Raw genomic sequence first — 14047 nt, 5'->3', positions numbered from 1 at the left:
TGATCAACACCGCCGGAACTAGATCCCGGCAGTCTTTGTATACGACTCCAAACGAGCTTCAAAATCGCCGATGCTCGTCGCACGATGGGTGCCCAGCACGCGGCGGTCGCGACTGAGCATGACCATTGCCGGCACATAGGTGACAAAATACTCTTTGCGAATCGAATTGGAGCGGATGAATGATACCTCATCGGGGATGTTCCCGTCTTCTCCTTCGCCTTCTTCCGAGGCGATCACGATCAGTTGCATCTCCGGATATCGCGCCCGCACTTCGTGCAGACGGGGCACGATCGAATGGCAGATCTGACAGGTGTGCAGGATGAACAGCATCAGCACAGGCTGACCGTGCGCAGTTCCGAACTCCACCGTGCGACCGAGTTGATCGACACCCCGGAACGCCGGTGCCGTCTGGCCGATGGTCAAGGATACCCGCTGCACCGTCGGCTGTTTCAGGCGCATTTGCTTGAGAAACCTGCCGATGGAGCGCAAAAACACACCGTACAGGACAAACTGCACCAACGCAAACACCCACAAACCAAACTGAGAGAGAGTCAATGCTTGCTCCATATCCAGGCTCCTTTCTGTGACCGTGATCCTGACACGGAAGCAGACTGCCGGAGCGTCTCCAACAGTCCGCCGCCTGTCATCCGCGACTTTAGCAGCAATTGCCGGTGCTGTTGCAAACGCCGTACCCTTCGCAAGCGTCACCGTGGCAGATGTAGTAGGTGTACTCCGTTCTGGGGTACATCATGACGAATCATCTACTTGGTACGAATGAAACTAGCAGCACAAGCCGGTGCGGCGGCAACCGCCGCCTTCGGTGCATTCAAACTCAGTCAAGTTGAGGTCGCAAGCAGCATGAATTTCACAAGCGTAGTAGGTGTACTCCGGTTTGATGTCCGACTCAGACACGCCGAGCATCTTCATCAATTGGTTCAACATGACAGATCATCTCCTCAATTTGAATGATGTTAGCAGCACTCGTTGTACGTGTCGCAAACATGGTAGTTGCAATACGTATTTTCGCCTAAGTCCGGGCATCGATCGGACTGAACGCAAGACCAGTCCCCCTCCGCTTGCACTTGTTCTTGAACGGACAAGCCCAACATTTTCATCAGTTGTTGCATCATGATTGATCACCTCCTCTCAAGCCGTTTTGTCCAGCAATCCGGCGATCTCGCGGATCTTGACCGCCGCGCCCATGTCGGCGATGCGACCGTCTTGGTCGATCAGCACATAATAGGGCGTTTGTTTGATTTCATACTGTTCCATCAACCAGTTGCAGCGAATCAAGGAAACGCCGGGCGGCACTTGTTTGTCCGGTGCGGCCAAGTCCTCCTGCGCAATCGCGATCAGGCGCAAGTTCGGCTCGTCCTTCAGCAGTTGCGGCAGTTCCGGGATCAACTTTTGACAGGCGACACACGTGTCCAGCGTGAACAAGAGCAAGGTGCGATGATCCGCATCCCGGCGCAGCGTCACGATCTCTCCCCGCTGATCTTGCTCGCTGAACAGCGGGGCTTTCTGCCCGAGTACGATCGACTTGTCGCTCAGATTGCTTCCTCCCGGTGTTGACATCTGAAATCGCTTGACCATCTCCGACACCGACCGTGTCACCGCGAAAAACAAAATCATCTGAACCAAGAGCACACACCATAACAAAACGTTCGATACAATCATCCAAGTACTCATATCAGGACTTCCCCTCCAGCAGCGTTCGGAACTCTTGGCGCAACGAAGCCAGCTCGTTGCCGATCGTCCACGCCATCATCGTCGCGACTGTGATCCCGAGCATGGCCGCCCATCTCAGGCCGAACACTTCGCCCCATGCAGCACCGCCGAGCAGCGCATCTGTCGTCCCGAGCGGCACGTTCGCGATGCAGACCCACACCGCTGCAGCTGCCAAGACCGCGTTGCGAGCGACCAGTTTCCACGAGATTGAATGCTGACCGGCCACACCGCCGCAGCCGCACGACATCTCAAGTCGTCCGCGCCGCAGATTGATCGCGATGGCGATCGAGTACAGGGCGAGCATCCCCGCACAGCCGACAGCGGCAAGCGGTTGGAAAAGCCCCAGCAACAGCAGTACGCCAAGCAACAACTCCACGTACGTCTCCGCTTTTGCGAACGGCTCGGTCAAGCGTGCAGGCAAGATCTGATAGTCGCGCACGATGCCGATGTGCTCGGCCATCGTCTTGTGCTTCGACCAGGCGGTCGACAGGAACATACAGGCGAGGACCAAGCGAAACCATACCGCCAGATCATCCATCATCCTGCCCTCCTCTCGGCTTTGGGCATCCACTCCAACATCTTCTTCAGTCGAAACTCGACCCGCCGCACGATGCCGTCCGCATCGATCATCATCACGAGCGGTGTCATGTTGACCCCCATCTTGCGGGCCGTGCCGACAGGAAGCGGCATCACGTTCAGATGGCCAAACTCGGCGACAAACTCCCGGACGAGTCGCTCGTCGGTCTTCTCATCCACTTCATACAGACACACGTACGGGAACGGATGCTCCTTGTAGGCTTTCTCCAAGAACATCATCTCCTCATGGCACTTGGGGCAAGTCGGAGCCGCGAACTGCACGACCGCCGCACGACCCAGCACACCCTCAGGCAGATCGACCGCCGTCTTGAGGCTGGCACCGAGCAACGGATGGGGCAGACCGTTCGATCCAGCCGCTGGCGGCAACTTTCTGATCTCATCCCGAAATGGGAGATAGGCGCGATACACAGCGATCATCGCGGCGACACAACCAACCGTGAACAGAGTCGTCCAAATCATCTCTTTTCACCACTCAGTATCTTTGTGTGTTTTATAAATCGAATTAATTCTTCACGAAACATAGTAATTCCTTCCTGCGAATAAAAATATTTCAAAAATAAATTCCACCATCGAAATCCACAACATAAAAAAGACCGAGGGCCGCAGAGACCCCGGTCTTTTTTCATCTGCCCAATTCATTGTTCAGCTTGATCTCGCCCGTGTTTGTGCGCAAGGTGATCGAACCGTCGTTGCCGGTTCCGGTCTGGCCGCGCAGCTCGCGGTTGAGCCCGTTTCTCGACTCTTCGCCGATACCCAGTTCGTTTTCGATCTGGCCGACGTTTGTGCGGGCATCGACTTTCAGATTGGTGCCTTCCGGGATCGCCACTTCGACTTTGCCCATGTTGGCGGAGAGGTCGATCGCTTTGATCTCCGTGCCGCCGCGAGCGGAGATCTCACCGGCATTGACGTTGACATCCAGTTTGCCCTTGAAGCCGTCCACTTCGACGCGTCCGGCGTTGTTGTTGATCTTCACGGCTGACAACAGCCCGGCCGTCGTCACTTCGCCCGCCTTGTTGTCGACTTCGATCTGCAGCGACGGCGGCACGATGATCTCATAGTCGACGTGCATACTGCGCCCGCCCGCGAAGATGCCGTTTTGTACCTCCGTCTTGATGCGCTGCATGTTGCCGCTGCGGTTGACGTCGATCTTGATGTCTTTGGCGAGACGCTCTTTGCCGTCTCCGGCGGAGAAACCGCTGATTTTCTTTGTATAGTGGACGGTGACCGCCTTGGCGTTGCTGTCCCCGTTGATCCGGATGCGGCCGGCCGGGTTTTCCAGTCGCAACGTCTCGATGCCTTCCAATTCGACTGTCAGCGTGCCTTCTTCCCGAACTGCGTTCTCATCGTCCCAGTCGATGCCTTCCAGCGGAAAGCCGACGATCTCCGATGCTTTGTTTTTGACATATTCCACCGGGTTCAGCAGATCGATCAGCGCCCCGGTAAACACCACCAGCCCCAGCACGATCAGCGCGATGCCCCATCCTTTGTTCGGTTTCATGCGATTTCTTCATCCTCTCTGTTCAGTCCCTTTGCCCCTATAGACGGAAGCCGCACGAAGATCCCTTCAAACTTTTTTGGAAATAAAAAACCCCTGCTCTTTACAGAGAGGGGGGGACGATCTCTTCAAATCCTGTGTACTTGGCGATCAGATTCCAGACTTCCTGACGACCGAGGCCGGAGTCGGCCGAGGTGATGATCATCGGCGTGTTCGGGAGCACCTGCAGCGTCTCGCGGATCACCTTGAGATGCTTTTGGTATTGACCGCGGGCGATCTTGTCCGCCTTGGTGGCGATGATCGCATGGGGGCGGTTGTAATGGGCGAAATACTGGTACATCTCCACGTCCTCTTTGGAAGGAGCGTGGCGGATGTCGATCAACTGGAGCGACAGTTTGAGGTTCTCCCGGTTGTCGAGGTAGCCGCCGATCATCTTGCCCCATTGCGCCTTGACGTCCTTCGGTACGCGGGCAAAGCCGTAGCCGGGCAGGTCGACAAAGTAGAGGTCTTCGTTGATCAGGTAGTAGTTGAGCTGTTGCGTCTTGCCCGGCGTGCCCGAGGTGCGGGCCAAGTTGCGGCGGCCGAGCAGTCGGTTGATCAGCGACGATTTGCCGACGTTCGAACGCCCGGCGAGGGCGATCTCGGGGAGATCGCCTTCCGGGTATTGATGCGGCTTGACTGCGCTGATGATAAACTTTGCGTCTTTGATAATCATAAGTTGTTTAGTCCCTCACCAATGCGTGTTCTAACACCTGGTCCATATGTTCGACGAGCACGATCTCCAGCTCGTCGCGAACCGATTCCGGGATATCCTCGATGTCCTTTTTGTTGTCGATGGGCAACAGGACTTTCTTGATCCCGGCGCGATGGGCGCTCATCGTCTTTTCTTTGACGCCGCCAATCGGCAACACGTGGCCGCGCAAGGTGATCTCGCCGGTCATCGCGATGTCTTTGGAGACCGGAATGCCGGACAGGACGGAAGCGAGCGCGGTGCACATCGAGATGCCGGCCGACGGACCGTCTTTCGGGATCGCGCCTTCCGGGATATGCAGATGGATGTCGCGCGTCTCAAGCTGTGCCGGGTCGATCCCAAGCGTCTCGGTGCGGGTGCGGATGTAGGTAAACGCCGCCTGCGCCGATTCTTTCATCACGTCGCCGAGCTGCCCGGTCAGGGAGAGCTTGCCTTTGCCAGGGTAGGTCGCCGCTTCAATCGACAGCGTGTCGCCGCCGACGGCTGTCCACGCGAGGCCGGTCACGACGCCAACTTGGTTTTCCTTTTCGGCGAGGCCGTGGCGGAACCGTTCGCCGCCGAGGAACTCCTTGACCTTCTCCGGCGTGACTTCCACCGACTCCGCTTCGCCCGATACGATCTGCTTTGCCGTCTTGCGGGCGATGGCACCGATCTGACGCTCCAAGTTGCGGACGCCCGCCTCGCGAGTGTAGCCGCGGATGACGGTGTAGATCGCTTCGTCGCTGATCTGCATCTGCTCCGATTTGAGGCCGTGGTTTTCCATCTGCTTCTTGAGCAGGTGGTTTTTGACAATATGCAGTTTCTCCAGCTCCGTGTAGCCGGAGAGGTGGATCACTTCCATCCGGTCCATCAACGGCTGCGGGATGTTGTGCAGCACGTTGGCGGTGGTGATGAACATCACCTTCGACAGGTCGTACGGCATCTCGATGTAATGGTCGCTGAACGTGTTGTTCTGCTCCGGATCGAGTACTTCGAGCAGCGCGGAAGACGGATCGCCGCGGAAATCGTTGGTCATCTTGTCGATCTCGTCGAGCAAGAACAGCGGGTTGACTTCGCCAGCCTGCTTCATCCCTTGGATGATGCGTCCCGGCATCGCTCCGACATATGTACGGCGGTGTCCGCGAATCTCCGCTTCGTCACGCACGCCGCCCAGCGACACACGGACAAACTTGCGGCCGAGCGCGGTGGCGATGGAGCGGGCCAGCGACGTTTTGCCGACGCCCGGCGGTCCGACCAAGCAGAGGATCGGTCCTTTCAGGCGGCCGACCAACTTTTGCACCGCGAGATATTCGAGGATGCGCTCTTTGATCTTTTCCAAGCCGTAGTGCTCTTCTTCCAACACTTGTTCGGCGCGTTGGATGTCGATGTTCTCCTCGGCTGCCTCGTTGTACGGGATCTGGAGCAGCCAGTCGATATACGTGCGGATGACCGAGCCTTCCGCCGAAGTGGCGGGCATCTTTTCGAGGCGGTCGATCTCCTTCTCGACTTTGGCGCGGACTTCATCCGGCGGATTTTTCTTCTCGAGCAGTTCGCGAAGTTCGTCCGCTTCACCGGCGCGGCCTTCTTTGTCGCCGAGTTCCTTTTGGATCGCCTTCATCTGTTCGCGCAGATAGTATTCCTTCTGCGTCTTCTCCATCTGTTTGCGAACGCGCTGGTTGATCTTGCGCTCCAGTTCCAACACTTCGCGCTCATCCGAGAGGATCTTGAGCAGACGCTCCAAGCGATCTTTGACGTCGACCGCTTCGAGGATGTCCTGTTTGTCCTTGATCTTCAAGGTCAGGTGCGACGCGATGGCGTCGGCGAGACGGCCCGGATCGTCGATATCGGTGACGGAAGCCAGCGTCTCTTGGGTGATCTTTTTCGAGATCTTGATATACTGTTCAAACTGGTGCAACACGGCGCGCATCAAGGCGTCGACCTCAGCGTCGTGCTCTTCCTCTTCGAGGATCTCTTCGACCTCGACGGTAAAATGATCGTCGTCCGTATCCAGGTAGTTCAGTATGGAAGCCCGGTTCAACCCTTCGACCAGCACGCGCAACGTACCGTTTGGCAGCTTGAGCATTTGCTTGACGCGGGCAATCGTGCCCATGCGGAAGATATCTTCCGGCTCCGGGTCGTCAACGTGTGTTTCAATCTGGGATACGAGGAGGATCAGGTTTTCGCCGACCATCGCCTTTTCCAGAGCGCGTACCGATTTGTCACGCCCAACGTCCAAATGCAACACCATCGTCGGGTAGACCAGCAAACCGCGCAAGGGCAACAGCGGCAACGTGCGTTTGTTCGAACTGATTCCCATCGCATTCACCTCCAAATCGCAGCAGCTAAGAGTAGCAAATCGTTCAGGTAAAAATACCCTTCTACCAGTATGACCTTCATTGTACCGTAAGCCCCTGTTGTTTGTCTAATCTTGACCAAACGGGACGGTGACAGGGATTGGATAGCACGTTTATTCTATGCGAAGTCGCCCCGCCTTAAACACCGTCCGAAGAGCAGAACAAAAGCAGGGAGAACGGCTCCCTGCTTTTGTTCGGTATGAGGGTGGACTTACAGATTGAGCGGAGACGCGCTAAGCAGTCCGGTCGCCGGTGCCGGCACGGAGGAAGACTCCGGTTCCGGCTGCGGCGCGAGGGACGCGTTCAGCACCTCTTCGATGCGCTCGACCGCGATCACCTCGATGTCGGGCATCGATTTGAAGAGGTCCTGCCAGTTGTCTTTCGGGATGATCACTCGCGTCGCTCCGGCCTGCTTGGCCGCTTCGACTTTGGCGACGACGCCGCCGATCGGTTTGACGAACCCGCGGATCGACACTTCGCCGGTCATGGCAAGGCGATTGTCGACCGGGATGCCTTTGATCGCCGAGTAGATCGCCGTCGCCATCGTGATGCCGGCCGACGGACCGTCCACCGGGATGCCGCCGGGGAAGTTGACGTGCAGGTCGTAGTCGCGGGGATCGACATCCATCGTGCGGCGCAGCACGGTCATCACGTTTTCGACCGAGCCTTTCGCCATCGATTTGCGCCGCGTGCTGCGTGCACCGCCGTTGGTCTGCTCTTCCTCGACGACACCGGTGATGTTGATCGAGCCAAGGCCTGGCATCGCTTTTGTCGCCGTCACCTCGATCTCGAGCAGCATGCCCATGTTCGGACCGTACACCGCCAGCCCGTTGACAAATCCAACCTGCGGCAGCTCCGGCACCCGGCGTTCCGGGCGGGGCGAGATCTGGCTGGAGTTGATCACCCACTCCACGTCGGAGGTGCGGATGTTTTTGCGCGTTTCACCGAGCGCGATCCCGGCGGCTGTCTGCACCACGTTGACCGCTTCCCGGCCGTTGGTGGCGTAGCGGGCAATCGTCTCGACCGCGCCGTCCTCGATGTCAAACAGGATTTTTTTCGCAGCCGTGCGGACGATCGATTGGATCTCATCGGGCTTCAGCGCGCGGAAGAAGATCTCCACGCAGCGGGAGCGGATCGCCGGCGGGATCTCATCGGGCGTGCGCGTCGTCGCGCCGATCAGCCGGAAGTCGGCCGGCAAGCCGTTTTGGAAAATGTCGTGGATGTGGCTCGGAACTTGATTGTCTTCCGAAGAATAGTAGGCGCTTTCCAAGAAGACTTTGCGATCCTCCAGCACTTTGAGCAGTTTGTTCATCTGAATCGGATGCAGTTCGCCGATCTCGTCGATGAACAGCACCCCGCCGTGCGCTTTTGTCACGGCACCGGGCTTGGGCTGCGGAATGCCCGCCATGCCCATCGCTCCGGCCCCTTGGTAGATCGGATCATGCACAGAGCCGATCAGCGGGTCGGCGATGCCCCGCTCGTCAAAGCGTGCGGTGGTGGCGTCGAGTTCGATAAATTTGGCGTCTTTGGAAAACGGCGAGATCGAGATCTTTTTGGCCTCGCTGAGCACGAGGCGGGCCGCTGCCGTCTTGCCTACGCCAGGCGGGCCGTAGACGATGACGTGCTGCGGATTGGGACCGCACAGCGCGGCACGCAACGCCCGCAGACCGTCCGCTTGCCCGACGATCTCTTCAAACTTGGACGGACGCGTCTTTTCAGCCAGCGGCTCGGTGAGCGAGATCGCCCGCATCTTGCGCAGTTTTTCCAGCTCTTTTCGCGACTCGGCCTCGATGGCCGAGCGGTTGTTTGATTGGGAGCGCAGTTGGTTCCAGAAATACAGGCCGATTACGACGGCAAAAAACACTTGCACCAGACTGAGAATCGTAGTGAAACTCATCACAGGCAATACCTCCTCATCCTTCACGTTCGCGCTTTGGATGTGAATAGTATGTCCGCTGGAAGCACTTGTATAAACCTATTCAGAATACAAAAAAGAACCGGCTTATGCCGGTTCTTCCTGTTTCGTGGAGCCATCTGCCAAGACGAGGTCCGGGCCTTTTTCGCCGCGTACCGCTTCCGGGGTGATGACGCATTTTTCGATCTCGTCGCGGGACGGCAGGTCGAACATCACTTCGAGCATCGTCGATTCGATGATCGCACGCAGGCCGCGGGCACCGGTTTTGCGCTTGATCGCTTCTGCTGCGATCTCTTCCAGCGCTTCGTCGGTAAATTCGAGGTCGATGCTGTCCATCTGGAGCAGACGTTGGTACTGCTTCACGATGGCATTTTTCGGCTCGGTCAAGATGCGCTTGAGCGCCTCGATGTCGAGCGGCTCCAGCGCGGTCAGGACCGGCAGACGGCCGACAAACTCCGGGATCAGGCCGTAGCGCTGCAGGTCTTCCGGCATCAGGCGGGAGAAGAGGAACTCTTTCTCTTCGACCTTTTGCTGGGCTTGGTTGAAGCCGATCACCTTTTCGCCGAGACGGCGCTTGATGATCGATTCCATGCCGTCAAACGCACCGCCGCAGATGAAAAGGATGTCCTTGGTGTCGATCTGGATGAACTCCTGATGCGGATGCTTGCGGCCCCCTTGCGGCGGGACGGAAGCGGTGGTGCCTTCGAGGATCTTCAAGAGCGCCTGTTGCACGCCTTCGCCGGACACGTCGCGCGTGATCGACGGGTTTTCCGACTTGCGGGCGATCTTGTCGATTTCGTCGATGTAGATGATGCCTTTTTGGGCTTTCTCCACATCGTAGTCGGCCGCCTGGATCAGACGGAGCAACACGTTCTCGACGTCCTCCCCGACGTAGCCGGCCTCGGTCAGCGAGGTCGCGTCGGCGATGGCGAACGGCACGTTCAGGATGCGAGCAAGCGTCTGCGCGAGCAGCGTCTTGCCGGAACCGGTCGGACCGATCAGCAGGATGTTCGATTTGGAGAGTTCCACCTCATCGGTTTTCGACGGCGTGTTGATGCGCTTGTAGTGGTTGTAGACCGCCACGGCCAGCGCTTTTTTCGACGCGTCTTGTCCGATGACATATTGATCGAGAATGTCACGGATCTCCCGAGGTTTCGGGACATCCTTCATTTCGAATTCTTCTTCGCCGAGTTCCTCCTCAACGATTTCGTTGCAGAGTTCGATGCATTCATCGCAGATATAAACACCCGGGCCGGCCACCAATTTGCGTACTTGATCCTGGGTCTTGCCACAGAAGGAGCATTTGAGTTGGCCTTTATCGTCGTTGAATTTGAACATCGGATTCCCCCCTTTACATCAAATCAGTTCGCGAGATGACCTGATCGATCAGCCCGTATGCTTGCGCTTGTTCCGCGGTCATGTAGTTGTCGCGATCCGTATCTTTCTCAATCACTTCCAATGGCTGTCCGGTGCGGTCAGCCATGATGCGGTTCAAGCGATCTCTTGTCTTCAAGATCAACTCAGCGTGGATGCGGATCACTTCCGCTTGTCCGCTCACGCCTCCAAGAGGTTGGTGGATCATGACTTCACTGTTCGGCAAGCAGTACCGCTTGCCTTTTTTACCTGCGGTCAACAGAAACGCGCCCATGCTCGCCGCCATGCCGATGCAGATCGTCGACACGTCGGGCTTGATGAAGTTCATCGTGTCAAAGATCGCCATGCCGGCCGTGACGCTGCCACCCGGGGAGTTGATGTACATGTGAATGTCCTTCTCCGGGTCATCGGCTGCCAAAAACAGCAGCTGGGCGATCACGGAGTTGGCCACATAGTCATCAATCGCAGAGCCGATGAAGATGATGCGGTCTTTCAGCAGCCGCGAGTAGATGTCATAGCTCCGCTCGCCGAGGCTGGTCTGCTCGATTACCATCGGTACCAGATTCAATCTCTTCTCCTCCTCTGCTCCTGGATGAAAAGCTCCTGATGGAAAGCCACATACTATGTATTTTTGGAAAAACAAGGCACTTTATGAAAAGTGCCTTGTTTGATTCCGCATATGGGGTGATGCTGTATGTTAGTGTATCACAAAATGCCGGGGCTGGAAATTACTCAGCCTTAGCAGATTCTACCAACAGTTCGACCGTCTTGCGGGTCTTGATGTCTGCCAGCAGGTTGGACAGGCCCGGGTCGCGAGCTTCGAGGATCGCTTTGACGCGGTCCACGTCGAGCTTCGCGGATTCTGCGATTTTTTCCAGCTCTGCGTTTACTTCGCCTTCGGAAGCTTCCAGACCTTCTTTTTCGGTGATCGCTTCCAGCACGAGGCCGGTGCGAACGCGGGTTTCCGCTTGAGCGCGGAACTCGCCCTTCAGGGAAGACTCGTCGGTGCCGGTGAACTGGATGTACGCGTCAAACGGGATGCCTTGCATTTGCAAGCGTTGTTTGAAGTCGTTCAGCAGGACTTCGATCTCGTTTTCGATCATCGCGTCCGGGATTTCCACGGTAGCGTTCTCGACAGCTTTGGAGATCACAGCTTCTTCGAAGTAGTTCTTCGCGTCTGCGTCTGCTTTTTCCTTGAGTTTATTCTCGATGTCTGCTTTCAATTCGTCCAGCGTGTTGAATTCGGAGATGTCCTTCGCGAACTCGTCGTCGAGAACCGGCAGTTGCTTGCGCTTGATGTCATGCAGTTTGATTTGGAAGGTAGCCGGTTGACCTGCGAGGGTCTTCACGTGGTACTCTTCCGGGAAGTTGACGGTGATGTCTTTCTCTTCGCCCTTTTTCAGGCCGACGAGTTGCTCTTCGAAGCCCGGGATGAACATGCCGGAACCGATCTCGAGCTGGTAGTTGTCCGCTTCGCCGCCTTCGAACGCTTCGCCATTGACGAAACCTTTGAAGTCCATGACGACGGTGTCGCCGTTTTCAACCGCAGTGCCCTCTTCCGCGATAACGATCTCCGCGTGGGACTTTTGCAGGTTTTTCAGCTCTTCTTCGACTTGGTCAGCCGCGACGGAGAAGTCTTTCTTCTCGACGGAGATGCCTTTGTATTCGCCCAACTCGACTTCCGGCTTGACGGTGATCGTCGCCTTGATCAGAGCTGCTTGGTCTTTGCCGAACTCGACCACGTCGATGGACGGACGGTCGACCGGGATGACGTCCGCTTCGCGAACGGCTTCCGGATAGGCTGCCGATAACAGGATGTCCAGCGCGTCTTGATATAATACCTCGACGCCGTAGCGGTTTTCGAAGATCGCACGCGGCACTTTGCCTTTGCGGAAGCCCGGCATGGAAACGTCTTTCACGACTTTTTTGAAGGCCGCGTCAAGCGATTGGTTGACTTCTTCGACGCCTACCTCGAACTCCAGGACGCCAACGTTCTTCTCTATTTTTTCCCATTTCTTAACTGCAACTGCCATTTTAATAGTCCTCCTTACTTGCTGGTGCGGAAAGCTCGACCTATGTAGTTCGTGGCTTGTCCACGTTATTTTCAAAATATAGACCACCACATTATAACACAAACGGGCACAGTTTCAAACATCAAAAAACCCCCGCGAATCAATCGCGAGGGTTTTTCTGTCGAAGCTGTTTGGCTGGGGAGGAAGGGATCGAACCTTCGCATGACGGAGTCAAAGTCCGTTGCCTTACCGCTTGGCGACTCCCCAACGTTTTGGGTTGATTTTGAAAAATGGGGCGATCGAAGGGAATCGAACCCTCGAGTGTCGGAGCCACAATCCGATGCGTTAACCACTTCGCCACGACCGCCATAGGAGTAAAAATGGCGTCCCAGGAGGGATTCGAACCCCCGACCGACCGCTTAGAAGGCGGTTGCTCTATCCAACTGAGCTACTGAGACAAATATGGAGCGGGTGATGGGAATCGAACCCACGCGACCAGCTTGGAAGGCTGGAGTTCTACCATTGAACTACACCCGCACGTTGTTTCGTGCCTGTCGTCTGTTCTCTCGGCGACGATCATCAGTATATCAGATGCGTATCTCATCGTCAAGCGTGATTTCAAAAAATGATGAGAAAGAAGACCGCCGCTCGTACAGCGGTCTCTTCACCACCTATGGTACTAAAAACGATGTGTCAGGTCAAACGCCGAAATCGGCATGCCGCCGAGCGTATAGAAACAAAATACCGCTTCCACGCCAGCCAAAGTCCGCCGCATCTCCACATGCGCATACGTAGGCTCCGTATAGCCGCGCGGATACGACAGCGAGCCGGGGTTGAGAAAGACGATGTCTTCCTCGACGTACAGGGTCGGCATGTGCGTGTGTCCGTAGACGACCCACTTCGCGCCCGCCTCTCTGGCCCGGTAAAACAACGGCAGCGGCGAAGTCTTCACCTGCATCGTATGCCCGTGCAGAATGAGGCCGGGCACGCCGAGCGCGTCAAAAGTCCGCTCGACATCCGCGCTGCCGGTCGCGTCGCAGTTGCCGCAGACGTTGAGGAGCGTGCAGCCCGCTTCCCGGACGTTGGCGGCGATATCGTCCCAATCATCGGCGGCATGATCGCCCGCGTGGATCAGCCACTCGTACGCCGGAGCCTTGGCAAGCACTTTTTCCAAGCGGTCGGTGCGCCCGTGCGTGTCGCTGACGATCAAGATCCGCAGCACGTCGGCTGTCATGCCTGCTGATCCTGTTCCATTCGGAGCATGTCGACCATGCTGCGGAGCGCTTTGGCCCGGTGGGAGATGCGGTTTTTCTCTTCGACCGACATCTCGGCCAGCGTCCGGCCCGATCGTTCCACTTCGAAGTGCGGGTCGTAGCCAAATCCGTTGCTCCCCCGCGCTTCCCGCGTGATCACGCCTTCCAGCGTGCCAAACGACACCAGCGTCTCCTGCCCCGGTCGTGCCAGCGCGATCGCCGAAACAAACCGCGCGGTCGGATGATCGTCCGGCCACAGCCCACTCAGTTCTTCCAGCAGTTTGCGGTTGTTGTCCGCATCGGTCGCGTTTTCACCTGCAAAGCGCGCCGAATAGACGCCCGGACGCCCTTCCAGCGCATCGACTTCCAGCCCTGAATCATCCGCCAAAGCCGGACCGTTGTAAAAGGCGGCGATCTCCTCCGCCTTTTTGGCCGCATTGCCGGCAAATGTGTCCCGGTCCTCCACCACTTCCGGCGCGTCGGCCGGCACCGGCTCGACTTCCCAGCCGAGCTCCGCGAAAAAGGCCGCGATCTCCCGCACCTTGCCAGGATTTCGGGTCGCCAGCAGGAGTTTTATCCTCATCCGTTC

The 14047-nt window shown here is 57.2% G+C and carries 14 protein-coding genes and 4 tRNA genes; all 18 read right to left on the bottom strand.

The genetic code is table 11. The annotated features are described in order from the left end of the window. Positions 1-18 precede the first annotated feature (18 nt). The 18 genes from OS242_RS15440 to rdgB all read right to left on the bottom strand — a co-directional run bounded on the left by OS242_RS15440 (position 19) and on the right by rdgB (position 14041). Positions 19-567, bottom strand: coding sequence for a TlpA family protein disulfide reductase (locus tag OS242_RS15440; protein ID WP_267152590.1), 549 nt, complete (start codon positions 565-567; stop codon positions 19-21). Between the two features lie 213 nt (positions 568-780). After that, entirely contained in the window at positions 781-942 is a 162-nt protein-coding gene (locus tag OS242_RS15435) for a hypothetical protein (protein WP_267152589.1), read from the bottom strand. A gap of 204 nt (positions 943-1146) precedes the next feature. Continuing rightward, positions 1147-1689 carry a TlpA family protein disulfide reductase gene (locus OS242_RS15430; RefSeq protein ID WP_267152588.1) on the bottom strand — a complete coding sequence of 181 codons (543 nt, stop codon included), beginning with the start codon at positions 1687-1689 and terminating at the stop codon, positions 1147-1149. Between the two features lies 1 nt (position 1690). Continuing rightward, a complete protein-coding gene (locus OS242_RS15425) occupies positions 1691-2266 on the bottom strand; it encodes a MauE/DoxX family redox-associated membrane protein (protein WP_267152587.1) in 576 nt (191 codons plus the stop codon). Next, a complete protein-coding gene (locus OS242_RS15420; protein WP_267152586.1) occupies positions 2266-2784 on the bottom strand; it encodes a TlpA family protein disulfide reductase in 519 nt (172 codons plus the stop codon). The genes OS242_RS15425 and OS242_RS15420 overlap by 1 nt, the downstream gene beginning before the upstream one ends. Positions 2785-2947: 163 nt before the next feature. Beyond that, complete coding sequence (locus OS242_RS15415; protein WP_267152585.1) at positions 2948-3823, bottom strand: DUF4097 family beta strand repeat-containing protein; 876 nt, start codon at positions 3821-3823, stop codon at positions 2948-2950. Between the two features lie 100 nt (positions 3824-3923). After that, the gene (gene yihA / locus OS242_RS15410) at positions 3924-4535 is read right to left on the bottom strand and encodes a ribosome biogenesis GTP-binding protein YihA/YsxC (RefSeq protein ID WP_267152584.1); all 612 of its coding nucleotides are present in this window, start codon (positions 4533-4535) and stop codon (positions 3924-3926) included. Between the two features lie 7 nt (positions 4536-4542). Beyond that, entirely contained in the window at positions 4543-6867 is a 2325-nt protein-coding gene (gene lon / locus OS242_RS15405; protein ID WP_267152583.1) for an endopeptidase La, read from the bottom strand. A 248-nt stretch (positions 6868-7115) separates the two neighbouring features. Then, entirely contained in the window at positions 7116-8801 is a 1686-nt protein-coding gene (gene lonB, locus OS242_RS15400) for an ATP-dependent protease LonB (RefSeq protein ID WP_267152582.1), read from the bottom strand. A gap of 105 nt (positions 8802-8906) precedes the next feature. Continuing rightward, a complete protein-coding gene (gene clpX, locus OS242_RS15395) occupies positions 8907-10157 on the bottom strand; it encodes an ATP-dependent protease ATP-binding subunit ClpX (protein ID WP_267152581.1) in 1251 nt (416 codons plus the stop codon). Between the two features lie 13 nt (positions 10158-10170). Further along, positions 10171-10761, bottom strand: a complete 591-nt coding sequence (gene clpP, locus OS242_RS15390) for an ATP-dependent Clp endopeptidase proteolytic subunit ClpP (protein WP_267152580.1) — start codon at positions 10759-10761, stop codon at positions 10171-10173. A 160-nt stretch (positions 10762-10921) separates the two neighbouring features. Beyond that, entirely contained in the window at positions 10922-12226 is a 1305-nt protein-coding gene (tig, locus tag OS242_RS15385; protein ID WP_267152579.1) for a trigger factor, read from the bottom strand. 171 nt (positions 12227-12397) lie between these two features. Next, positions 12398-12472, bottom strand: a tRNA-Gln gene (locus OS242_RS15380). A 24-nt stretch (positions 12473-12496) separates the two neighbouring features. Further along, positions 12497-12572, bottom strand: a tRNA-His gene (locus OS242_RS15375). Positions 12573-12586: 14 nt separating this feature from the next. Further along, positions 12587-12663: transfer RNA gene (locus OS242_RS15370), tRNA-Arg, on the bottom strand. 5 nt (positions 12664-12668) lie between these two features. Beyond that, positions 12669-12742, bottom strand: a tRNA-Gly gene (locus OS242_RS15365). A 142-nt stretch (positions 12743-12884) separates the two neighbouring features. Further along, on the bottom strand, positions 12885-13439 hold the full coding sequence (locus OS242_RS15360; RefSeq protein WP_267152578.1) for a metallophosphoesterase family protein: 555 nt from the start codon (positions 13437-13439) through the stop codon (positions 12885-12887). Then, complete coding sequence (gene rdgB, locus OS242_RS15355) at positions 13436-14041, bottom strand: RdgB/HAM1 family non-canonical purine NTP pyrophosphatase (RefSeq protein WP_267152577.1); 606 nt, start codon at positions 14039-14041, stop codon at positions 13436-13438. Before rdgB ends, OS242_RS15360 begins: the two co-directional genes overlap by 4 nt. Between the last annotated feature and the right edge of the window lie 6 nt (positions 14042-14047).

The organism is Tumebacillus lacus (genome assembly GCF_026410385.1).
Classification (GTDB): Bacteria; Bacillota; Bacilli; order Tumebacillales; family Tumebacillaceae; genus Tumebacillus; species Tumebacillus lacus.
Note: the sequence above shows the minus strand (reverse complement) of the source record. Positions and strands in the feature narration are given on the sequence as shown.